General features: G+C 67.8%; 18 protein-coding genes and 1 other RNA gene. 7 read left to right on the top strand and 12 right to left on the bottom strand.

Annotated elements, in window-relative coordinates; all coding sequences use genetic code 11:
- The first annotated feature begins 1 nt into the window (after position 1).
- A complete protein-coding gene (lpdA, locus tag AX744_RS04290; RefSeq protein WP_046747225.1) occupies positions 2–1,375 on the top strand; it encodes a dihydrolipoyl dehydrogenase in 1,374 nt (457 codons plus the stop codon).
- A 67-nt stretch (positions 1,376–1,442) separates the two neighbouring features.
- Positions 1,443–3,194, top strand: a complete 1,752-nt coding sequence (sucB, locus tag AX744_RS04285; RefSeq protein ID WP_061015485.1) for a 2-oxoglutarate dehydrogenase, E2 component, dihydrolipoamide succinyltransferase — start codon at positions 1,443–1,445, stop codon at positions 3,192–3,194.
- A gap of 10 nt (positions 3,195–3,204) precedes the next feature.
- Here sucB and AX744_RS04280 read toward each other — a convergent pair whose 3' ends face one another.
- Complete coding sequence (locus AX744_RS04280) at positions 3,205–4,665, bottom strand: hypothetical protein (RefSeq protein WP_061015484.1); 1,461 nt, start codon at positions 4,663–4,665, stop codon at positions 3,205–3,207.
- A gap of 162 nt (positions 4,666–4,827) precedes the next feature.
- On the opposite strand from AX744_RS04280, the gene AX744_RS04275 reads away from it, so the two are divergent.
- Complete coding sequence (locus AX744_RS04275; RefSeq protein WP_046749091.1) at positions 4,828–5,538, top strand: DUF4191 domain-containing protein; 711 nt, start codon at positions 4,828–4,830, stop codon at positions 5,536–5,538.
- A gap of 64 nt (positions 5,539–5,602) precedes the next feature.
- Here AX744_RS04275 and AX744_RS04270 read toward each other — a convergent pair whose 3' ends face one another.
- Positions 5,603–6,790, bottom strand: a complete 1,188-nt coding sequence (locus tag AX744_RS04270) for a RimK family alpha-L-glutamate ligase (protein WP_045264814.1) — start codon at positions 6,788–6,790, stop codon at positions 5,603–5,605.
- A gap of 20 nt (positions 6,791–6,810) precedes the next feature.
- Here AX744_RS04270 and AX744_RS04265 point away from each other — a divergent pair, with 20 nt between their 5' ends.
- A complete protein-coding gene (locus AX744_RS04265) occupies positions 6,811–7,302 on the top strand; it encodes an ATP-dependent zinc protease family protein (protein ID WP_171010949.1) in 492 nt (163 codons plus the stop codon).
- A gap of 18 nt (positions 7,303–7,320) precedes the next feature.
- Here the strand turns inward: AX744_RS04265 and AX744_RS04260 are convergent, their stop codons facing one another.
- Positions 7,321–7,749 (bottom strand): RDD family protein, encoded by a 429-nt coding sequence (locus AX744_RS04260; RefSeq protein WP_046749103.1) that lies wholly within the window; start codon positions 7,747–7,749, stop codon positions 7,321–7,323.
- Positions 7,750–7,896: 147 nt separating this feature from the next.
- Here AX744_RS04260 and glnA (AX744_RS04255) point away from each other — a divergent pair, with 147 nt between their 5' ends.
- Positions 7,897–9,321, top strand: coding sequence for a type I glutamate--ammonia ligase (glnA, locus tag AX744_RS04255; RefSeq protein WP_046749104.1), 1,425 nt, complete (start codon positions 7,897–7,899; stop codon positions 9,319–9,321).
- Positions 9,322–9,394: 73 nt separating this feature from the next.
- Here glnA (AX744_RS04255) and AX744_RS04250 read toward each other — a convergent pair whose 3' ends face one another.
- Positions 9,395–10,726 carry a DUF1254 domain-containing protein gene (locus tag AX744_RS04250; RefSeq protein ID WP_061015483.1) on the bottom strand — a complete coding sequence of 444 codons (1,332 nt, stop codon included), beginning with the start codon at positions 10,724–10,726 and terminating at the stop codon, positions 9,395–9,397.
- Positions 10,727–10,855: 129 nt separating this feature from the next.
- Between AX744_RS04250 and AX744_RS04245 the strand changes: the two genes are divergently transcribed.
- Complete coding sequence (locus tag AX744_RS04245; protein WP_231728734.1) at positions 10,856–11,980, top strand: AI-2E family transporter; 1,125 nt, start codon at positions 10,856–10,858, stop codon at positions 11,978–11,980.
- Positions 11,981–12,003: 23 nt separating this feature from the next.
- Here AX744_RS04245 and AX744_RS04240 read toward each other — a convergent pair whose 3' ends face one another.
- Genes AX744_RS04240 through AX744_RS04225 form a run of 4 tightly spaced genes read right to left on the bottom strand, consistent with a single transcriptional unit; the run spans position 12,004 to position 17,538 of the window.
- Entirely contained in the window at positions 12,004–12,924 is a 921-nt protein-coding gene (locus AX744_RS04240) for a diacylglycerol/lipid kinase family protein (protein WP_061015481.1), read from the bottom strand.
- 50 nt (positions 12,925–12,974) lie between these two features.
- On the bottom strand, positions 12,975–15,950 hold the full coding sequence (locus AX744_RS04235) for a bifunctional [glutamine synthetase] adenylyltransferase/[glutamine synthetase]-adenylyl-L-tyrosine phosphorylase (RefSeq protein ID WP_061015480.1): 2,976 nt from the start codon (positions 15,948–15,950) through the stop codon (positions 12,975–12,977).
- Between the two features lie 8 nt (positions 15,951–15,958).
- The gene (gene glnA / locus AX744_RS04230) at positions 15,959–17,296 is read right to left on the bottom strand and encodes a type I glutamate--ammonia ligase (protein ID WP_046749109.1); all 1,338 of its coding nucleotides are present in this window, start codon (positions 17,294–17,296) and stop codon (positions 15,959–15,961) included.
- A gap of 2 nt (positions 17,297–17,298) precedes the next feature.
- Positions 17,299–17,538 (bottom strand): hypothetical protein, encoded by a 240-nt coding sequence (locus AX744_RS04225; protein ID WP_058631777.1) that lies wholly within the window; start codon positions 17,536–17,538, stop codon positions 17,299–17,301.
- 68 nt (positions 17,539–17,606) lie between these two features.
- On the opposite strand from AX744_RS04225, the gene ppgK reads away from it, so the two are divergent.
- Complete coding sequence (gene ppgK / locus AX744_RS04220) at positions 17,607–18,353, top strand: polyphosphate--glucose phosphotransferase (protein WP_046749111.1); 747 nt, start codon at positions 17,607–17,609, stop codon at positions 18,351–18,353.
- Between the two features lie 80 nt (positions 18,354–18,433).
- On the opposite strand, the gene rnpB is transcribed toward ppgK, so the two are convergent.
- From rnpB to AX744_RS04200, 4 genes are all read right to left on the bottom strand, one after another.
- An RNA gene (rnpB, locus tag AX744_RS04215) (RNase P RNA component class A) lies at positions 18,434–18,790 on the bottom strand.
- Between the two features lie 43 nt (positions 18,791–18,833).
- Complete coding sequence (locus AX744_RS04210) at positions 18,834–20,534, bottom strand: bifunctional 3'-5' exonuclease/DNA polymerase (RefSeq protein ID WP_061015479.1); 1,701 nt, start codon at positions 20,532–20,534, stop codon at positions 18,834–18,836.
- A gap of 22 nt (positions 20,535–20,556) precedes the next feature.
- Complete coding sequence (locus AX744_RS04205; RefSeq protein WP_046749113.1) at positions 20,557–21,291, bottom strand: zinc ribbon domain-containing protein; 735 nt, start codon at positions 21,289–21,291, stop codon at positions 20,557–20,559.
- A 36-nt stretch (positions 21,292–21,327) separates the two neighbouring features.
- Positions 21,328–21,750, bottom strand: a complete 423-nt coding sequence (locus AX744_RS04200; RefSeq protein ID WP_082738396.1) for a YchJ family protein — start codon at positions 21,748–21,750, stop codon at positions 21,328–21,330.
- Between the last annotated feature and the right edge of the window lie 200 nt (positions 21,751–21,950).

Here is a 21,950-nt window from a genome sequence, read left to right as displayed (position 1 = left end):
TATGACAACCCACACCTTCGACATCGTCGTCCTGGGCGGCGGCAGCGGCGGTTATGCCGCGGCGTTGCGCGCGAGTGAGCTCGGCAAGTCCGTCGCGCTGATCGAGAAGGACAAGGTCGGCGGAACCTGCCTGCACCGGGGATGCATACCGACCAAAGCGCTGCTGCATGCCGCAGAGGTGGCCGAGCACGTGCGCGATGCCGCGTCCGTCGGCGTCACCGCGAGCCTGGAGGGCATCGATCCGGCGGGGGTACGCACGTACCGCGAAGGCATCGTCGCCAAGAAGTTCAAGGGACTGGAGGGACTGGTCAAGGCGCGTGGGATCACCACCGTCAGCGGACTCGGCCGCCTGAACCCCGACCACAGCGTCAGCGTCGGAGACGACGTGTACGTGGGCACGGACGTCGTGCTCGCGACCGGCTCGTACAGCCGCTCGCTTCCCGGCTTGGAGATCGGCGGGCGGATCCTCACGAGCGAGCAGGCACTCGCCCTCGACGTGATCCCCGAGCGCGTACTGATCCTCGGCGGCGGCGTGATCGGGGTCGAGTTCGCGAGCGTGTGGCGGTCGTTCGGCTCCGAGGTCACGATCATCGAGGCTCTGCCGCACCTCGTCCCGAACGAGGACATCGCTCTCAGCAAGGGTCTGGAGCGTGCGTTCCGGCGCCGCGGCATCCAGTACTCCCTCGGAACCCGATTCCAGGGTGCGGTCCAGGATGAGACATCCGTCACCGTGACCCTCGAAGACGGCAAGGAGTTCACGGCCGACTACCTCCTCGTGGCCGTCGGGCGCGGTCCGGTCACCTCCGACCTCGGATTCGAGGAGGCTGGCGTGACGCTCGACCGCGGTTTCGTGACCGTCGATGACAACCTGCGCACCGGAGTCCCTGGCGTGTGGGCGGTCGGAGACATCGTGCCCGGTCTGCAGCTCGCACATCGCGGATTCCAACAGGGCATCGCCGTCGCCGAGCGCATCGCGGGGCTGTCCCCCGTGAACATCCCCGACTCGCAGATCCCCAAGGTCACGTACTCGAGCCCGGAGGTCGCTTCGGTCGGGGTGACCGAAGAGGCAGCGGTCGCCGCACACGGTGCCGACGCGGTCATCGCCTACGAGTACAACCTCGCCGGCAACGGCAAGAGCGAGATCATCGGGACGGGCGGGCTCGTGAAGGTCGTCCGCCTCAAGGACGGCCCCGTCGTCGGCGTCCACCTGCTCGGCGACCGCGTCGGCGAGCTCATCACGGAAGGACAGCTCGCCGTCGCCTGGGAGGCGCACCCGGAGGACATCGCGCCCCTGATCCACGCCCACCCGACCCAGAGCGAGGCCCTCGGGGAAGCCTTCCTCGCCCTGGCCGGCAAGCCCCTGCACGCCCTCTGAGCACCAACCGGTGCCCGAGTCACTAAGCTAGACAAGCGTCATACAACTTCTTGAAGGAGACTCAGTCATGAGCACATCCGTCGTCCTCCCCGCTCTCGGCGAGAGCGTCACAGAGGGTACGGTCACCCGCTGGCTCAAGCAGGTGGGAGACACCGTGCAGGCGGACGAGGGCCTGCTCGAGATCTCGACCGACAAGGTCGACACCGAGATCCCCTCCCCCGTCAGCGGCGTGATCGAGGAGATCCTCGTGGCCGAAGACGAGACCGTCGAGGTCGGCGCGCTCCTCGCGCGCATCGGCGACGGCAGCGGAGCGGCTCCCGCCGCAGACGCGCCCGCAGCCGCGGCACCTGAAGCCGAGGCCGCACCCGCGGAGGCTGCCCCCGCGCAGGCCGCACCTGCGGAGAACGCCGCTCCGGCTGCTCCCGCACCGTCGGCAGAAGCACCGGCGCCCGCCGCAGAGGCCGCTCCTGCCGCGCCCGCGGGCGACGCCACCGACATCGTGCTCCCCGAGCTGGGCGAGAGCGTCACCGAGGGCACCGTCACCCGGTGGCTCAAGCAGGTCGGCGACAGCGTCGCCGTAGACGAGGCTCTTCTGGAGATCTCCACCGACAAGGTCGACACCGAGATCCCGTCGCCGGTTGCCGGTGTGGTTCAGGAGATCGTGGCCGGCGAGGACGAGACGGTCGCAGTCGGCGCCGTGCTCGCACGCGTCGGCTCCGGCGCTGCCCCCGCCGCTGAGACCCCGGCTCCCGCGCCCGCAGCCGAGGCACCCGCTGCGCCTGCGGCTCCCGCGCCCGCCCCCGCAGCCGAAGCGCCCGCTGCTCCGGCTCCTGCCGCCGCTCCGGCTCCTGCGGCTGCTCCGGCTCCCGCCGCTGCGACGCCAGCCGAGGCGAAGCTCGCGCTCCCGACCGAGAGCGACAACCTCTACGTCACACCGCTCGTGCGTCGTCTGGCCTCCCAGCAGGGAGTGGACCTGGCTTCCGTCACCGGAACCGGTGTCGGCGGTCGCATCCGCAAGGAAGATGTCCTGAAGGCTGCGGAGACGGCGGCGGCAGCGCCCGCCGCCGCGGCTCCTGCTGCTCCCGCGCCACTCGAGGTCTCGCCGTTGCGCGGCACGACACAGCCGATGTCGCGGCTTCGCAAGGTCCTCGCGAAGCGTGCCGTCGAGTCGATGCAGCAGACGGCCCAGCTGACCACGGTCGTCGAGGTCGATGTCACCGCACTCGCCGACTACCGCGACAGCGTGAAGGCTTCTTTCCTCGAGAAGACGGGTGACAAGCTCTCCTTCCTGCCGTTCTTCGCGCTCGCAACCGCAGAAGCGCTGCAGGCGTTCCCGATCGTGAACGCGACGGTCGACGGCGAGAACATCGTCTACCCGGCCAGCGAGAACGTCTCGATCGCCGTCGACACCGAGCGTGGACTGCTCACGCCGGTGCTGCGCGACGCCGCCTCGAAGAACATCGCGCAGATCGCGCACGAGATCGCCGATCTGGCTGCTCGCACCCGCGACAACAAGCTGAAGCCCGACGAGCTGGCCGGCGGAACTTTCACGCTGACCAACACGGGCTCCCGCGGCGCGCTGTTCGACACGCCTGTGGTCTTCCTCCCGCAGTCGGCGATCCTGGGCACGGGTACCGTCGTCAAGCGCCCCGGACTCGTCAAGGTGGGCGGCGCGGATGCGATCGCCGTCCGGTCCTACGTGTACCTCGCGCTGTCCTACGACCACCGGATCATCGACGGCGCAGACGCGGCACGCTTCCTCGGCGCCGTGAAGGCCCGCCTCGAGGCTGCGCAGTTCGCCGCTCAGCTCGGAGCCTGACCGACACGAGTCATCCTGGCTGATCCGCGACGTCATAGACGTCGCGGATCAGCCATTTCTCGTCTGTGCGGAAAAGGACGACGATGGTCTCGTCCGAGGACGCGGCGTCGGCCGTCCCCGCATCGCTCTCGGGGATCGCACGCAATCGCATGACCGCCACGTCGCCGTAGGCATCGACCAGCTCCGGTGCCGTCGGAACGCGGGTCTTCGCGCTGAGCGCATCGACGATCCCCTCCGCATTCCCGTCTACGGCGCTCTGACACGCGCCGTCTCCATCGGCGCTGCACTGCGCGATGATCCGCAGGAGCGCTGACAGCGCCGCGACGGGATCGTCGGCCGCAGGAGACCTCGGCTCCGTGGCCTCGCTCTCCGCGACATCCGTCGCACGGGGCGTCGGGACGTCGGACGCCTCCCCGGAGGATGCCGGCGCCGGTGTGTCCGTGTTGCCGGGTGCGCCACGGGCGCTTGTCTCCGACTCACCACCGGGAAGGAGCAGTCCTCCCACCAGCACAGCAGCTGCGGCGCCTCCCGCGATGGCAAGGGAACGCAGACGGACCTTCGAACGAGCCGTCGATCGCTCGCGTCCCCTCCTCGGCCGTGTGGATCGTGCGTGAGGATGTTGCGCCCCTCTCTCCGAGCGCGCGCGCAGCTCGATGATCGCCTTCTGCACCACGTCGACGATCGCGCTGATGGCGCGGGTGCGACCCGCGTCCCGATGGCGGACCCGGTCCGCGCGCAGGAGCGGCGCTCTCTCCCGAGCCACGGCGACGCGGGGACCGACCGCCCGAGCGACATCCCGAGCCCGCTCCGGGGTGTGGAACTCGCGCCGGAGAGGCTGCGGCGCAGCGACGTCGAGCACCATGGTCTCCCATGCCTCCGTGAGCTTGCGAGGCAGACGCGGCTGAGCGAGAGTCTTGTGCAGCCCCTCTCCGATGCCCGACAGGGCGCGACGGACCACCTTGTCCGCGGTCTGATCGCCGAGAAGCTCGACGAGCTCCGCCACACCGGCCCTGACATCGGGGCCCTCCCCGATGACGAAGACAGGCCGCCCGCCGTCGGTGAGCCACCACGTGCCCGTGTGCACCCCATCGATCCCTTCTCCCAACTCGTCGAGTCCACGAAGGAGGCTGACGACGAGAGTGCTGATCTCCCCCGCAGTGATGCCCGATCCCGCTGCCTCTCGACGGCCCAGGTAGCCGCGCACCCGATCCGTGCACCACGGGAGCAACGCGTCGTGACCATCCCGGCGCCGGCTGACGTCGATGGGAGCGGCGATGTGTTCCGTCCCCGAGTAGCGCCATCCCGCCCATCCGCCGAGGCGCGCGACATCCACTCTGACGACCACCTCATCGCCGTGGGTCACGAGCGTGCCCGAGAAGGGCCCCTCCGCGGGATCGAGGGTGCGCACCACACGGTGCGCCCGCGGAACGAGCGGCGTTCCTCGACCGTCGTCGATCGCGATGTCTTCCATTCCTCCATCTCACCGCGGAGATCCTCCCGGAAGCCGCCAGGGCGGAGCGTCGGGACGGATCCCCTCTGATGGCTCTGCAGTGCAGGAGGAGTGGAATCCGGCCGCTCCGCTCCACGCGAACGCCGACATCACGAGGTCGTCAGACTCGGTAGGCTGGTGCTCATGGCAAAGCGTGCTCCTGAACCCGAAAAGCGTCCTGGGTTCTTCTCCCAGATCAAGTCCCTCTTCCGGTTCACACGTGAGGCCTACTCCTGGCTGCCGTGGGCACAGGCTGCGATCCTCATCGGCGGCGTCCTGCTCGGGCTCGTCGCGGGTTATCTGATCCCTCCCTTCCAGGTATGGACGCTCGTCCTGTGGGGCATCACGGGTCTGATGCTCGGCATCCTCGGCGCCCTGTTCCTGATGACGCGGCTCTCGACCTCTGCCATGTACAGCAAGATCGACGGCATGCCCGGTGCGACCGGCCACGTGCTGAGCACCAGCCTTGGTCGCAGTTGGCAGGCCTCTGAGACTCCCGTCGGCATCAACCCGAAGACGCAGGAAGCGGTCTACCGCACCATCGGCCGCGGCGGCATCGTCATCGTCGGCGAAGGCGCACGCGGGCGACTGACCCGTCTCGTGAACGAGGAGCGCAGCAAGGCCCAGCGCGTCGCGCACGGCGTCCCGGTCACCGTTCTGTACGTCGGACACGGTGACGACGAAGTCGCGATCGCCGACCTCTCGAAGACGATCAAGAAGCTCCCCAAGGCGATCGACAAGGCGACGATGGCCGCGGTCATCCGTCGCGTCGACTCGGTGTCGCAGTCGCTTTCCTCGCTGCCGATCCCGAAGGGCATCGACCCGACGAAGGTGCGCTCTCAGCGTCCGCGCTGATCGCACGCACCGCACGGCTCAAGAGCGCGGCCGTCCTCCTTCGAGGGCGGCCGCGCTCTCTCGTTCACTCGGAGAGCGGCTGCCGAGGCAGACGACGGACTTTCGCCCGACGACGCCGACGTTCCGGGACCATCGATCGCATCTCGTCGAGCTTGCCGAAGCAGAACAGCCGGTCGTCGGCTTCGAGCACGACGTGCTTGCGGGGATTCGGGATCACGCTGACGCCGCGGTGCAGCGTGAGGACCGTGATGTCCCGCTCCCACAGTCCCGCCTCGCCCAACGTCTTCCCGACCAGGTCGACCGCACCGTGCACCATGAGCTCGGCGACACCGTAGCCCGTCGAGACCGTGAGACGCTGGCGCACGTCGATCTCAGGGAAAGCGACCTGCCCCGCGATGTAGTCGATGATGGCACCAGCGACATCGAGCTTCGTCGCGGTCTCGATGCCCTGGAGTCCGGGCGAGGAGTTGACCTCCATGACCAGCGGACCGTCTTCACCCTCGAGCATGTCGACACCCGCGACCCGCAGGCCCATGATCTGCGCAGAGCGCACCGCCGCGCGCTCGTAGACGGGATCGAGTTCGACCGCCTCGACGGACCCTCCTCGGTGCACGTTCGATCGGAACTCGTCACCGGCAGCGGAACGTCGCATCGCGGCGACGACGCGGTCGCCGACGACCAGCGCTCTGATGTCGCGTCCGCGGCTCTCCGCGATGAACTTCTGGATCAGCACGTTCTGCTTGGTCGAGTGCAGGGTCTCGATGATCGCCTCGGCGACCTTCACCTGCGGAGCGAGGATCACCCCGATTCCCTGGGTGCCCTCGAGCAGCTTGATGACGACCGGGGCTCCGCCGACCCGTTCGATCGCCGGTCGCACATCCGCGCGGTTGCGCACGAAGGCCGTCGGCGGCATCGCGATGTTGTGGCGCGAGAGGATCTGATTCGCGCGGAGCTTGTCACGGGCGCTCGAGATGCCGTTGGCGGTGTTCGGCGTGTAGACGTCCATCTGCTCGAACTGACGCACGACGGCCGTGCCGAAGTAGGTGATCGAGTTCCCGATGCGAGGGAGGATCGCGTCGTAGTCGCTGAGCTGTCGTCCTCGGTAATGCAGGTCCGGTTCATCGGCCGTGAGGTCGATGGCGAAGCGCAGCGTGTTGAGCACCTTGACGTTGTGCCCTCGCTGGAGCGCGGCTGCACGCAGACGCTGGGTGGAGTACGCCTGCGGCGCGCGGGAGAGCACTGCGATCTTCACGGGGGATTTTTCCTGCCAGGATGTATCAGGTGAGTAGGACTACCCCCCATTCAAACACCCTTACGGGGTGGCGAGAATGGGTGAGCCTGCCCGATCTCGGGGTGGATTGGCTGAAGGCCAAGATCGACACGGGTGCGCGCACCTCATCGCTGCACGCTTTCGACATCGTGGAGTTCGAGCAGGACGACGAGCCCTGGGTCCGTTTCAAGGTCAAACCCTGGCAGGACAGCCAGGAGGACGCGGTCGTGGTCGAGTGCCCGATCCACGACCGTCGTGCCGTGCGGAGCTCGTCAGGGCATGCCCAGGAGCGGCTCGTGGTCGAGCTTCTGATCCGGCTCGTGGATCGCGAAGTGCTCGCGGAGGTCACGCTGAGCAACCGTGACGAGATGGGCTTCCGGATGCTCATCGGGCGTGAAGCCCTGCGCCGCGGCTACATCGTCGACCCCGCCCGTTCCTTCCTCGGCGGACGAGCACCGCGCGAGGCGCGTCGGCGCAACCGCGGCCGCGACTGACTCCGTCGGGCGGAGCCGTCAGGTGCGGATGAGAACCGTGCCGACCGCCTTGTCGTGCAGACCGCGCTGGTCGGCGTCCCAGATCACGGCGGGTACGACGACCACGAGCAGGAGCGTGCGGACGATCGGGCGCCACAGCCCGACCCAGCTCCCGTCGAGACGGGCGAGACGCATGCCGAGGATGCGGTGCCCCGGGCTGCCGCCTGCGGTCGGGATGAAGACGATCTGCAGCACGGCGAACACCAGCATCGGGGCGAACTGGGTCAGACCCGCTTCCGTCGGCAGGGCGAACTGATTGAACCCGAGGAATCCGGTGGCGATGATCGTCGCCGCCGTGTAATCGATCAGAAGGGCGCCGATCCGGCGGCCGGGACGGGCGATGCTCCCCGAACCGGATTCGGGGAGTCCGAGTCGTTCACCGGGGTACGCGTTCACTGCATCCGTCACTCCCCCAGCCTACCGAGCGTGAAATGACGTGCTGACGCCCTCACGCTCGTAACACGCCCGAAACAAAGCGGATACCGTAGAGAAATCCCCCGTCCGTACTCTGCAGAGTGGCCGTGAAGCCATCGATCCGCATTACAGGAGTCGTACATGTTCAAAGATTCGTCCGAGGTACTGACCTACATCAAGGAGAACGACGTCAAGTTCCTTGACATCCGTTTCACCGATCTCCCGGGTGTACAGCAGCACTTCAACATTCCTGCATCGACGGTCGACGAGGCTTTCTTCACCGACGGTCAGCTGTTCGACGGCTCCTCGATCCGCGGCTTCGCGAGCATCCATGAGTCCGACATGCAGCTCATCCCCGACGTCACGACGGCGTACGTCGACCCGTTCCGCGAGGCGAGCACGCTCGTCATGCTCTTCGACATCTACAACCCGCGCACCGGCGAGATCTACTCCAAGGACCCGCGTCAGGTCGCCAAGAAGGCCGAGAAGTACCTGGCCTCGACCGGCATCGCCGACACCGCGTTCTTCGCCCCCGAGGCCGAGTTCTACATCTTCGACGACGTCCGCTACAACGTCACCTCGAACTCCAGCTTCTACAGCGTCGACTCCGAAGAGGGCGCCTGGAACACCGGTCGCGAGGAGGAGGGCGGCAACCTCGGGAACAAGACCCCCTACAAGGGCGGGTACTTCCCGGTCAGCCCGGTCGACAAGACTGCCGACCTCCGTGACGACATCACCCTCAAGCTGATCGACGCCGGTTTCATCCTCGAGCGCTCGCACCACGAGGTCGGCACGGGCGGCCAGCAGGAGATCAACTACCGCTTCGACACCATGGTGCACGCGGCTGACGACATCCTGAAGTTCAAGTACATCGTCAAGAACACGGCCGAGGAGTGGGGCAAGGTCGCGACCTTCATGCCCAAGCCCCTCTACGGTGACAACGGCTCGGGAATGCACACGCACCAGTCGCTGTGGAACGACGGCAAGCCGCTGTTCTACGACGAGGCCGGCTACGGCCAGCTCAGCGACATCGCGCGCTGGTACATCGGCGGCATCCTGGCGCACGCGCCCGCCCTGCTCGCCTTCACCAACCCGACGCTGAACAGCTACCACCGTCTGGTCAAGGGCTTCGAGGCTCCCGTCAACCTGGTCTACTCGGCCGGCAACCGCTCCGCCGCGATCCGTATCCCGATCACGGGCTCGAACCCGAAGGCGAAGCGCATCGAGTTCCGCGCACCGGATGCTTCGGGCAACCCCTACCTCGCCTTCGCCGCGCAGCTCATGGCAGGCCTCGACGGAATCAAGAACCGCATCGAGCCGCACGAGCCGGTCGACAAGGACCTCTACGAGCTTCCCCCCGAGGAGGCCAAGGACATCCCGCAGGTCCCGAACTCGCTGCTCGACTCGCTGGACGCCCTGGCTGCCGACCACCAGTTCCTCCTCGAAGGCGGCGTGTTCACCAAGGAGCTCATCGAGACCTGGATCTCCTACAAGTACGAGAACGAGATCCTGCCGATGGCGCAGCGTCCGCACCCGTTCGAGTACGAGCTGTACTTCGGGGTCTGATCGCCCTTTCGAAGCGACGACGAACGCCCGCCAGGGTCCTCCTGGCGGGCGTTCGTCGTGATCCCGGACGACATCACGCGGTGCGGACGATCGCCGGGGGCTCGTAGGTCCCGTTCAGCACCGCCTCCCCCGGGATGTACATGCGGATGATCGGCCGGAACTCTCCGGACGGCGTCGGCAGCCAGTTGGCCCGCGCCAGGGAGTCCTCGGGTGCGGAATGGCTCATGGTGATGGTCAGCGAGCCGTCGTCTCCATAGACGATTCCCGGCGTCCGGTCCCCGAGGGAATATCGGTCGATCGGGTTGTCCACCAGGAAGAACTCCGGCAACGAGTACATCGTCACGGACCAGAACGCGCCGACCGGGGGCGGCGGCGCGAGGTGAAGGGTGTAGTTCCTCTCCCCGGTGAGCTGCTCCCCGCGATCATCGACGTACGTCATGATGTACGCCGCCTCGTAGCCGTGATTGCCCCAGAGCCCCGCCTTGGCCGATCCTGCTCGCAGAGCCAGGCGCTGAAGCCCCTCGGGTGCTTTCCACTGAGGGTCGTCCAGTGCACCGATCTGGAAGAAGTCGAGGTTGTAGTCGAACACATGCAGAGTCATCTGCCAGCCGTTGATCACGGGAGCGGATCCGGACTGAAGGATCGCATCGAGCGCAGCGCTTCCCTCCGCGAACGCATCCTCGAGACGGGCCACGGCGGTCTCGCCGAGTCCGCCGACCGGAGCCTCGCCGGTGATCCCGAGTTCGACGAACGTGGCCTCGAGCGCACGGTCTCGCGCCGCGCCGGGGAAGGCCCGCGACCACACGCGGAACTGCTCCCAGAAGTCCAGAGCCTCGGATCCCTGCGGCGCGGCGTCGGGAAGCCCCTGTCCGGCAACTCCGCTCAGCGACATCGCGTCCTGCAGCGCGTGAACGGCCGGAAGATCAGCATCGCCGTCGACGGCCCAGCGACCGACGAGCGAGACGACATCCGTCGGCGCATCGATCTCGATGACGTCGCGGACGGCCTGCGTCTCGGACCGAGTCGACGGTCCCCGTAGGACCACGTCCTTCGCCCCTCCGCCTGTCGCACGGGTGCCCACGTACGCGAAGTTGTTCGTCCACGCATCGACGAACTGCATCACGTGATACCGATCCCCCGCGTCCGGCAGATGCAGCCGTACGGGACCAGCGCTCAGATCGATCTGCGCGAAGGAGTACACCGTGTCGTTGTTGATCGAGACGAAGTCGTCGTCTGCGCTCGCGAGCGTGCGGGCGTGGGCGATGGCGTTGAGAGGGGTCGCCGCCATGGTGCCGATGCCGTTCTGCACCGAACGTCGAACCTGTCCGAGATTGAACACCAACGGGAAGGCATACAGGTAGGCGGTGACGGCGAGGGCGTCGCGATGGGGAGCGTGTTCGGTCATGGCTCATCTTCTCGTCGAACGAGGGGGCGCGCCAGTGCCCGTTCCCGGCTTGACCCGGTGGACTCGCGAGTGATCAACTGGTGAGTCTGAGCATCGACCGGGGGAACCATGCGCCGCAGAAGAGTCATCGTGAACACCGACGCACATACGCCGGTCGCCCCCGCACCGTCTCAGCCGTCGAACGCGGTCGTCGCATATGCGAGGACCAACCCGTTCATGTTCGGCCTGCTGGGCGCCCTCGGGGTGCTGGTCGCCCTGGCCATCGGCGGAGTGATCGGCCAGCTCGCGACCGTCTTCGTCTACATCGGAGTGGCGGTCTTCCTGGCCCTCGGCCTCGACCCGATCGTCTCGTTCATCGAGAAGAAGCTCCCGCGCGCCGCCGCCGTAGCCATCGTCGTCGCTGCTGTGCTCCTCGCGTTCGCCGGCATCATCCTCGCCATCGTCCCGCTCCTCGTGGAACAGGTCGGCAACCTGATCAAGGACGGGCCGAAGATGGTCGAGGACTTCATGGCCAGCGCCTGGTACAAGGACGTCAGCAGCCAGTTCGGCACCATCGACGACGCCGTTCAGGGCGTCCTCGGGTTCTTCAAGGATCCCAACAACTTCTTCGACATCGGCGGCGGCGTCTTCGCGGTCGGCGCCGGTATCGCCGGCGGGTTCACCGGTGTCACCATCGTCCTGATCCTGACGCTGTACTTCATGGCATCGCTGCGCAGCATGAAGCACCTCGCGGCACGCTTCGTCCCGGCGTACCAGCGGGACACCTTCAGCGGCCTCCTCGAGGACGTCTCCGGGGCCGTGGGCCGCTATGTGATGGGCCAGGCCAGCCTTGCGCTGATCAACGGCATCCTGAGCCTGATCTTCCTCACCATCATCGGCGCGCCCGTTCCTGCGCTGCTCGCACTCATCGCCTTCATCGGGTCGATGATCCCGTTGGTGGGAACGCTGACGGCGTCGATCATCAACTCTCTGATCTGCCTCTTCGTCTCCCCCGTGACGGCGCTCGTCGCGATCATCTACTACCTGATCTACATGCAGATCGAGGCCTACATCCTCTCGCCGCGGATCATGAGCAAGGCCGTCGCGGTGCCGGGAGCGCTCGTCGTCATCGCCGCCGTCGCCGGCGGTGCACTCGGCGGTATCCTGGGAGCCCTCGTGGCGATCCCCGTCGCCGCGAGCATCATCATCATCGTGCAGAAGGTGACGTTCCCGGCCCAGGACAGGAAGATCGTCCCGCCGGCATCGGCGCGCTGATCACGGCTCCTGCCGGGGCGCCCTCAGCGGACGAGGAGAGCGCCGGCCTCGACGCGGACGTCGAATGCCGAGACCTCGCCCATCTCCTCGCCGTCGATCTCGAACACGAGAGGCGTCTTGAGCTCGACGGAGATGGTCTCCACCGGGAGGTGGCGTGCCGAGTCGGTGCTGACAGCCTCATCCGTCGCGCCGAACAGGCGACGGATGCCGTTGTCCCACACGAATGATCGCAGCGTATCGAGCCACTGCAGCGCGCCGTCGGCGCTGATCATCAGCACGTCGAGCTTGCCGTCGTCCAGCACGGCGTCCGGCAGCAGTCTGATGCCGCCCTGCACCATCCCGCAGTTGCCGATCAACATGGTGTGGCCCCGCACCGCGACGGCCTTCTCCCCGTCGATCGTGAGGGTGATGTCGGTCATCTCGGTACCGGCGAGAGCGCGTCCCATGGCCTCGACATAGGCGAGCCAGCCCGCCTTGGACTTGAGGTCGTCGTCGGTCTCCACCAGCATCTGGGCGTCGACCCCGAATCCGACCATCACGGCGAACGCGTGCTCGGTTCCGTCGTACGACACCCAGCCGAGGTCGATGCGACGGGGCTCGGCGTCGCGCACCCGCTCCAGTGCGGCCTTCACGTTGTTCAGCGGTACCTCGAGGTTCCGCGCGAGGAGGTTGCCGGTCCCCTGCGGGACGATCCCGAGCGCCGTCTCGGAACCCGCCAACGACTCGGCGACCGCGCGTACCGTGCCGTCTCCCCCGACGGCGACCACGATGTCGCGGCCGTCTTCACGCGCCTCGCGAGCCATGCCGCGACCCGGGTCCTCGGGGGTCGTCTCCCACCAGCGGATGTCGTACCCGTCGTCGAACACTTCGCTCACCGCCGCTTGCAGGACCGCCTGCTCGACCTTCGAAGGGTTCCAGACGATGCCGATTCGCGCGTTGGTCATATCGTCAGCTTGGGACACGACACGCGATACCGCAAACCGACGCTCTCGACTCACCCGTAGAAGAGCTGCTCGAAGGTCTTCCTGGCGCGCCGGGTCACCCCGAGGTAGTCGTCCTCGAGTTCTGTGGCGGAGCGATCGGGATAGCCGAGCAGACGACCGATCGCATCGAGCTGACGGCGATCGGTGGGGAGCACGTCGCTGGTCTGCCCGGTCAGCAGAGTGATCGCTGACCTGAGACGACTAGACAGCAGCCACGCCGCGCGAAGACGCGCGGCGTCCTCCTCTGCGACCAGATCGGCCGCGACGGCGGCTTCGAGCGCACCGAGCGTCGAGGTCGTGCGCAGCCCGGGAACACCGTGCGCATGCTGCAGCTGGAGGAGTTGGACCAGCCACTCCACATCGCTCAGTGAGCCGGGGCCGAGCTTCAGGTGGCGACGGGGATCAGCACCCTGCGGCAGCCGTTCCCCCTCGACCCGCGCTTTGATGCGCTTGATCTCGCGGGTGCCCTGGAGGTCGATGGACTCCGGGTAGCGGATCGTGTCGGCAAGCGCCGTGAACCGGGCGATCAGCTTCGCGCTGCCCGCCACTCCGCGCGCCCGGAGCAGCGCCTGGGCCTCCCACGACAGCGACCAGCGGCGGTAGTACTCCGCGTATGCCTCGATGGAGCGGACGATCGGACCGTTCCGCCCCTCCGGCCTCAGATCGGCATCGAGGTCGAGCGGCAGCCGGTGATCGGTCAGGTGCTCGCGGAGGCCGGCCACGATCTGCGTCGCGAGCTTCTGCGCGCGCTGGGGATCGACACCGTTCGCGTCGTAGACGTACAGGATGTCGGCGTCGGATCCGAACCCCAGCTCGGCACCGCCGAAGCGCCCCATCGCGATGACGGCGAAGTCGAGCGCCTCGTCATCGACCGGGACGACTTCGCGCATCACCGCGCGGAGAGCGGCCTGGATCGTCGCCTCGGTGATCTCCGTGAGTGCGGTGGCGACCTCTTCGATCGTGAGGACATCGAGCACCGCCCCCATGGCCGTGCGCAGGAGCTCTCTCCTCCGCAGCGCCCTGACGGCCCGCAGCGCATCGCCGATCGTCTCATGGCGCGTCTGGATCGCTCTGGCCTCTTCGTCGAGGGCTGCGGCCCCGCGCGGGCGCAGCCGCCCAGCGTTGTCCAGCCAGGCCACGGATTCCGGGATCCACTCCAGGAGCTCGCCGATGTACCGGGAAGAGGACAGCAGGCGGGTGAGGCTCTCCGCCGCCCCCGACGAATCGCGCAGCATCCTGAGGAACCACGGGGTGTCTCCGAGACGCTCGCTGATGCGGCGGAAGGCGAGGAGCGCGTAGTCAGGATCGCTTCCGTCGGCGAACCACCGCACCATGATGGGCATCAGGTGTCGCTGGATGGTCGCCTTGCGGCTGAGCCCGCTCGTGAGCGCACCGATGTGGCGGAGTGCGCCCGCCGGATCCCGGAAGCCGATGGCTGCCAGGCGGTCGTGCGCCTGAGCGGCGGAGAGGGTCCGCTCCTCTTCCGGCAGACCGGCGACAGCGCTCAGCAGTGGACGGTAGAACAGGCGCGTATGGATCTCGCGCACCTCCCGCCGGACGCTCTCCCAGCGGGCCCACACACTGTCACCGCTCTCCGCGAGGCGTGTGCCCCTCGCCAGGATCCGCAGGCCTGCCGGAGTCCGAGGCATCAGATGCGTGCGGCTGAGCTCTCTCAGCTGGAGGCGATGCTCCATGAGCCGGAGCAGGCGGTAGTCCTCGGCGAACGCCGCCGCATCGACCCGCCCGATGTAACCGCCCTCGACGAGCGCATCGAGGCTCTCGAGGGTCCCGCGCGTGCGCAGCGACTCGTCGGTGAGTCCGTGGACGAGCTGCAGCAGCTGCACGGTGAACTCGATGTCGCGAAGCCCACCCGCCCCGAGCTTCAGCTGATACGGAGCGTCGTCCGGGTCGATGTGCTCCATCACGCGCTCCCGCATGCGCTGCACGCTCTCGACGAAGTCCTGCCGCGCGGCACTGGACCAGATCTTCGGCTGCACCGCGGCGATGTACTCCGCCCCGAGTTCCGCATCTCCGGCGAGGGGACGCGCCTTGAGCAGAGCCTGGAACTCCCAGCTCTTGGCCCAGCGGTCGTAGTACGCGAGATGGGATGCGAGCGAGCGGACCAGAGCACCTTGCTTGCCCTCTGGACGCAGCGCGGCATCGACCTCCCAGAGCGGCGGTTCCACCTCGATCGCGTCGAGGTTGCGCATGGTCTCGCGCGCGAGCCTGGTCGCGATGTCGATGGCACGCGCCTCCGTGACGATCTCTTCGTCGCTGCTGCCGCCCACGAAGATCACGTCGACGTCGCTGACGTAGTTCAACTCCCGAGCGCCGGCTTTTCCCATTCCGATGATGGCGAGACGGGTCGCCGCCACCTCATCCCGCCCCATCGACTCCTGCACCCGGGTCCGCGCCACCGCGAGCGACGCCTCCAGGGCAGCACCCGCGAGGTCGGCCAGCGCTGCCGACACGGGGCCTACTGCCATCTCCGGTGCCGTGCGCGAGAGGTCGAACGCGGCGATGGCAGCGAGATTTCGTCGGTAGGCGACTCTGAGCGCGACGACCGCGTCGTCCCCACCCGACTGCGCGAACCCGTCGCACGCACCGACTGAGGCCAGCAGCCGCTCCTGGAGCTCCTCGGCCGATGGCAGTGCATCGCGGGGTGCTTCCAGGACGCTCAGCTGGTCCGGGTGACGGAGGAAGAACTCGGCGAGTCCCTCCGAGGCGCCGAAGACCCGCCAGACACCGCGGCGGGTCTCCTCGTCGACGAGGAGCCCGCGCAATGACGACTCATCCCGACGCGCCACGCGGAGCAGCCCGCGGACGGCGGCATCGGGATCCGCAGCATCGGCAGCCTCGAGCAGCACCGTCCGCGGCTGATCGAGAATCTCCGCCAGCTCAGCGAGGCCTGCCGCGGCCTCGCTCAGCTCGGAGAAGCCGAGCCTGGCGAGGGCGGAGAGGGAGACCGAATCGTCAGGACGCGCCATCGGGCGGGTCAGAGCAGCTCGAGGTTGCTCTTCAGCTCGAACGGGGTGACCTGACCGCGGTAGGCCTCCCATTCCTTGCGCTTGTTGAGCAGCACGTAGTTGAAGACCTGTTCGCCCAGAGTCTCCGCGACGAGCTCGGACGCCTCCATGTACTCCAGGGCGTGGTCGAGACTCGCCGGCAGTGCCTCGTAACCGAGAGCTCGCCGCTCGGCGTCGCTCAGCGACCACACGTTGTTCTCGGCCTCCGGCGGCAGATCGTATCCCTCCTCGATGCCCTTGAGCCCGGCTGCGAGCAGGAGCGCGTAGGCGAGGTAGGGGTTCGACGCGGAATCGATGCCGCGGTACTCCACGCGGGACGACTGGCTCTTGTTCGGCTTGTACATCGGCACGCGGACGAGTGCGGATCGGTTCGCGTGACCCCAGGTGACGAAGCTCGGTGCCTCGTCGCCGCCCCAGAGCCGCTTGTATGAGTTGACGAACTGGTTGGTGACCGCGGAGATCTCGTTCGCGTGACGCAGGAGGCCCGCGATGAAGTGCCGGCCCGTCTTCGACAGCTGGTACTTCGCGCCCTCTTCGTAGAAGGCGTTCTGGTCACCCTCGAACAGTGACATGTGCGTGTGCATACCGCTTCCGGGCTGGTCGCTGAGCGGCTTCGGCATGAACGTCGCATAGACGCCCTGCTCGATCGCCACCTCCTTGATCACCGTCCGGAAGGTCATGATGTTGTCGGCCGTGGTGAGGGCGTCCGCGTAGCGGAGGTCGATCTCGTTCTGACCGGGCCCGCCCTCGTGGTGACTGAATTCGACCGAGATGCCGAGGTCTTCCAGCATCCGGACCGAACGGCGACGGAAATCGTGCGCGGTGCCGCCGGGCACGTTGTCGAAGTAGCCCGCCGAGTCGACGGGCACGGGCCCCTCCGGCCCGAACGACGAGGATTTGAGCAGGTAGAACTCGATCTCGGGGTGCGTGTAGAACGTGAACCCGGCGTCAGCGGCCTTCGCGAGCGTGCGCTTGAGCACGTGACGGGGATCGGCGACGGCGGGCTGGCCGTCGGGAGTCGTCAGGTCGCAGAACATGCGCGCGGTCGGGTCGATCTCGCCGCGCCAGGGCAGCGTCTGGAACGTCGTCGGATCGGGCTGGGCGAGCAGGTCGGACTCGTAGGTGCGTGTCAGCCCCTCGATCGCCGAACCGTCGAACCCGATTCCCTCCGCGAAAGCACCCTCGACCTCGGCCGGCGCGATGGCCACCGACTTGAGAGTGCCGATCACGTCGGTGAACCACAGTCGCACGAACTTGACGCCGCGCTCCTCGATGGTCCGGAGGACGAAGTCCCTCTGCTTGTCCATGGCTACTCTGCGCCCTGGCCCTTTGCGTCGCCCGTGTTCTGGGGGCCCTTGACGTCCCAGCCCTGCTCGACGGCCTCTTCCTCGGCCCAGGCGCGCGAACGCTCTTTGACGACCTCCGGAGCACGACGGGCCTCAGCCTCGGTGTCGAACGGACCGATGCGGTCGATGGAGGGCGAGATCATCCCGAACTCGATCTCGCCGGTCGTGGAGTTGTACCAGTACTTGTGGTCACCGTCAGACATGTCTGCCCCTTCTTCACGTGATGTCATCGATCCTACTGGCGTGCACCGTGGTCGCTAAGCTATCGCCCATGGCAAAAGCGATCGGCGTCGACATCGGCGGCACGGGTATCAAAGCAGGAATCGTCGACCTCGAGCACGGAATCATGGCGTCCGACCGGGTACGGGTACCGACCCCCGAGGGCGCATCGCCCCAGGACGTGCTCAATGCCGTGCAGACCGTGCTGAAGACCCTCGACGTGCACGACTCGACCCTGCCGCTCGGCGTCGCATTCCCGGCGATCGTCAAGCGCGGCAAGACCCTCTCCGCCGCCAATGTCTCCAAGGAGTGGATCGACTTCGACGCCGAGCGGTTCTTCCGGGACGGTCTCGGTCGCAACATCGTGTTCGTGAACGACGCCGACGCCGCCGGTGTCGCCGAAGCCCGCCACGGAGCGGCCAGGGACGTGCGCGGTTTCACGCTCCTCACGACGCTCGGCACCGGCATCGGATCGGCCTTCCTCTACGACGGCGTGCTCCTTCCGAACACCGAGCTCGGTCACCTCAACTTCGGCGAATACGAGTCGGTCGAGACCTACGCTGCGACGTCGGCACGGGAGCGCGAGAACCTCTCGTGGGCCGAGTGGGCCGAGCGTCTGCAGGCGTTCTACTCGCACATCGAGTTCCTGTTCAGCCCCGACCTGTTCGTCGTCGGCGGCGGCGTGTCGAAGAACGCCGGAGACTTCCTCCCGCTGCTCGACCTGAAGACCCCGATCGTCCCGGCGATCCACCGCAACAACTCCGGCATCATCGGCGCGGCGTCGCTCGCCGGGGACTGACCTTCGACAGGCTCAGCCACCCGGATCCGCACGAAGGCCCCGACGACTCTCCAGTCATCGGGGCCTTCGTGCGTGTGAGGCGAATGGGCCGACCTGTACGCCGGGTTCTGTTCCGGGGTTCTTCGCCCCTTCGACGGCCATCTCTCTCGGCGACACGTTGCCGTGGCACTCTAGCGGTCTACCCGAGGACTCGGCGAGCCGCGTCAACATCCTCTGTCTGACCTTGCTCCGGACGAGGTTTACCTGGCGGGCCATGTCACCATGACCCCCGGTGGTCTCTTACACCACCCTTTCACCCTTACCCCTTGCGGGGCGGTCTGCTCTCTGTGGCACTTTCTCGCGGATTGCTCCGGGTGGGCGTTACCCACCGTCCTGCCCTGAGGAGCCCGGACGTTCCTCGGTACGGTTGCCCGTAACGCGGCCGTCCAGTCGACCCATTCGCCTCTCCAGTCTACGTTCTCCTGGGCACACGACCGGCGGCTACTTCTCCGCGGACTCCGCGATGCGCATGTCGAGGGGCACGTCGATGGGGAACGAGCCGAAGAGCCTCGTCGTGGCCGTGGCCGCGGCCTCGCGCACCGCCTCGGCAGCCTCCTCCGCGTGTTCCAGGGGAACGTGGAGGATCACCTCGTCGTGCAGGAAGAACGCCAGGTGCGCAGAGCGCGCGAACGGACCGGACGCCGCCGCCTCGGCGAACACCTCAGGGATCTGCTGCAGGCGATGCCGGATCTCCGCGAGCCAGATCAACGACCACTCGGCAGCAGTGCCCTGCACCACGAAGTTCCTGGTGAACCGGCCCCAATCGCGTCCACGCCGCCGTGCGAGCGCGACGACCGCGGGGTCGGCATCCGCACCGGTCGCGTCCGCCTGCAGCCGCATCCACTCCGTCGACGGACGAGGCGATGACCGCCCTAGCCAGGTCGAGACGATTCCCCCGTCCTCCCCCGTGCGCGCCGCGGCATCCACGAGCGCCATCGCCTTCGGGTAGACCTTGCGCAGCCGCGGGACCAGCCGGCCGCTGTCTCCGGTCGTGGCGCCGTACATCGCTCCGAGAACCGCGTACTTCGCCTCCTCGCGGGTGGAGACGGCCCCGGACGCCACGACGCCTGCATAGAGGTCGCTCCCCCGCGCCGCGCGGGCCATCGCTTCGTCGGAGGCCATCGCGGCGAGCATCCGCGGCTCGAGCTGCGCGACGTCTGCCACGACCAGGGTCCACCCCGGGTCGGCTCGGACAGCGGGGCGCAGGCTCCGCGGAAGCTGAAGAGCCCCTCCACCGGCCGACGCCCAGCGACCGGTGACGACACCGCCCGGGATGTAGACCGGACGGAACCGACCCTCATGCACCCACTCCGCCAACCATGCCCATCCGTTGGCGCTGAGCAAGCGGGAGAGCTTCTTGTAGGCGAGGAGGGGCTCCACGACCGGATGCTCGTGCTGGGCGAGCTCCCATCGACTCGTCGACTCCACCTGGACCCCGACGCGATGCAGCGCCCTGAGCAGCTTCTGCTGGCTGTCGAGGTGGAGCGACGGATCGCCGAGGAGCGCGCGCACCCGATCGCCCAGCTCGACCATGCGACTCGGTGCTCCCCCGGCGGCAGGACGGGTGCCGAGGGTGTCGGTCAGGATGGCATCGTGCACGCCTTCATCCCAGGGCAACCCCGCGACCCGCATCTCCTCTGCGATGAGTCCGCCTGCCGACTCCGCAGCGCACAGGAGGGTGAGGCGTCCGTCCTGTGCAGCGGCGATCACCCTCCGCTGTGCGCGGTACTGATCGAGTGCGGTCGTGATCGCATCGTCACCGCTCACGTCGTCGAACACGTCGAACAGCGAGGGCACCGCTGCCGTCGGCTCTCGCCGCTCCCACTCCGGCGAGGCCGGGAGCGGGCTCTGCACCGACGACGTGTCGCGCAGGATGGCGTGGCACAGCACCAGATCGTGACTGCGGGTGATCCGAACGCCGTGCTCGAGCAGGAACGCGTAGGTCTCGGCGGCGCTGCGCATGACCCACCGCGGGGCATCGGAGTCCTCGACGGAGCGCACCCATTCCGGGAGCTCAGCAACACGCAAGGACGTGCGATCCAGCTCCTCGTCGTTCCGATCGAGCTCGATCGCGACGTACTCCTGCGCTCCGACGGAGACGAGTGCGATGCGGCGTTCGACCCCCGCCGCCGGCGCCGTCATCGCCGACGCGCGCAGGCGCGACTCATGCGAGCCCGGACTCCTCGGTGCGCACCAGGATGCACCCACATTCGGGGCAGGACACCACGAGGTCATCCGCCGCTCGCCTGATGTCGTTCAGATCCGTGCTGGGGAGCAGGATGCGGCACCCCTCGCAGGTACCGCGGGTCAACAGGGCGGCACCTGCGCTGTTCTTCGCGCGGCGGTCGTACTCCGCCAGCAAGGCAGGCGACACGGTCTCCGCGACGGCCGCACGATCGCGGGCGAGCTGTGCGCCGAGGTCGGTGGCTGCTGCGACGTCCGCCTTCGCCTGCGCGGTGAGCGCCGACCCCTCGGCGGTCGTCGTGTCGAGGAGCGCCTGCTGCGCGGCGACGGCGGCCTCTGCCTCTTCGAGACGGCCCATGACGTCGAGCTCGGCATCTTCGAGGTCACTCTGTCGGCGGGCGAGGCTGCCGAGCTCGTGCTCGAGCGCCTGCGCGTCCTTCGGATTCGTCGATGCGGCCAGGCGTTCGGCGTCGCGGTTCCGGCGTGCCTCGACGACGGCGACATCCGACTCCAGCCGCTTCAGCTCGGTGCGCACGTCGTCTCTGGTACCCGCGAGTGCGGTCAGCTCGCGGAGCTGGTCCTGACGGATCGCCACGAGCTCGGTGATCCGCTCCGCCTGGCTCGGCTTGGTCTTGGCACGCTCGGCCTGCGCGATGCGCCGGTCGAGGTCGGCGATGTCGAGCAGGGTGCGCTGGTTCTCGGGGCTGGCGTTCACGCTCTCAAATCTAGCCGCTGTCGCGACATCCGCCCATCAGTGCACGTCGCCGTCGACGTAGTACCAGTGCCGGTCCTCGCGCACGAAGCGGCTGCGCTCATGGAGCGAGCCTCTCGTGGCGCGCTGCTGCCAGAACGCCTCGAACTCCACGATGCCCTCGCGGTCGAACGGGCCCCCGGCCTCGCGATCGATCACGAGCAGCCGCCGCCACCGCAGATCCGGTTCGAACTCGATCGTCCCCGGTCTCGTCGTCGGATGCCACGTGCGCAGGAGATGCGCCTCGTCTCGCAGAGAGAACGCGGTGTAGCGCGAACGCATCAGGCGTTCGGCCGTCGGCGCCGTCGCTCCGTGGAGGAGCGGACGGCAGCAACGGCCGTACACGTCGCCGGATGAGCAGGGGCACCGCTCGAGCTCGTCGATCATGACGTCATCCGACGCCATCTCCGCCTCCGATGTCATCCCCTCAGCGTACGCTCGGGGAAAAGGCCAGAAGGAGCACCGTGACCACTCAGCCCGTCGTCCCCTCGTTCACCGCTCACAACGGGTTCGCCCTCCCCGCGATCGGCTTGGGCACGTACGCCCTGAACGGCGATGCCGGGGCCGAATCGGTCAGCGCCGGCATCGGTGCCGGCTACCGGCTCGTCGACACCGCATTCAAC

The organism is Microbacterium sp. CCH5-D1, from assembly GCF_001557335.1.
GTDB classification, from domain to species: domain Bacteria; phylum Actinomycetota; class Actinomycetes; order Actinomycetales; family Microbacteriaceae; genus Microbacterium; species Microbacterium oxydans.
This window is presented reverse-complemented; position numbering and strand designations above follow the sequence as displayed.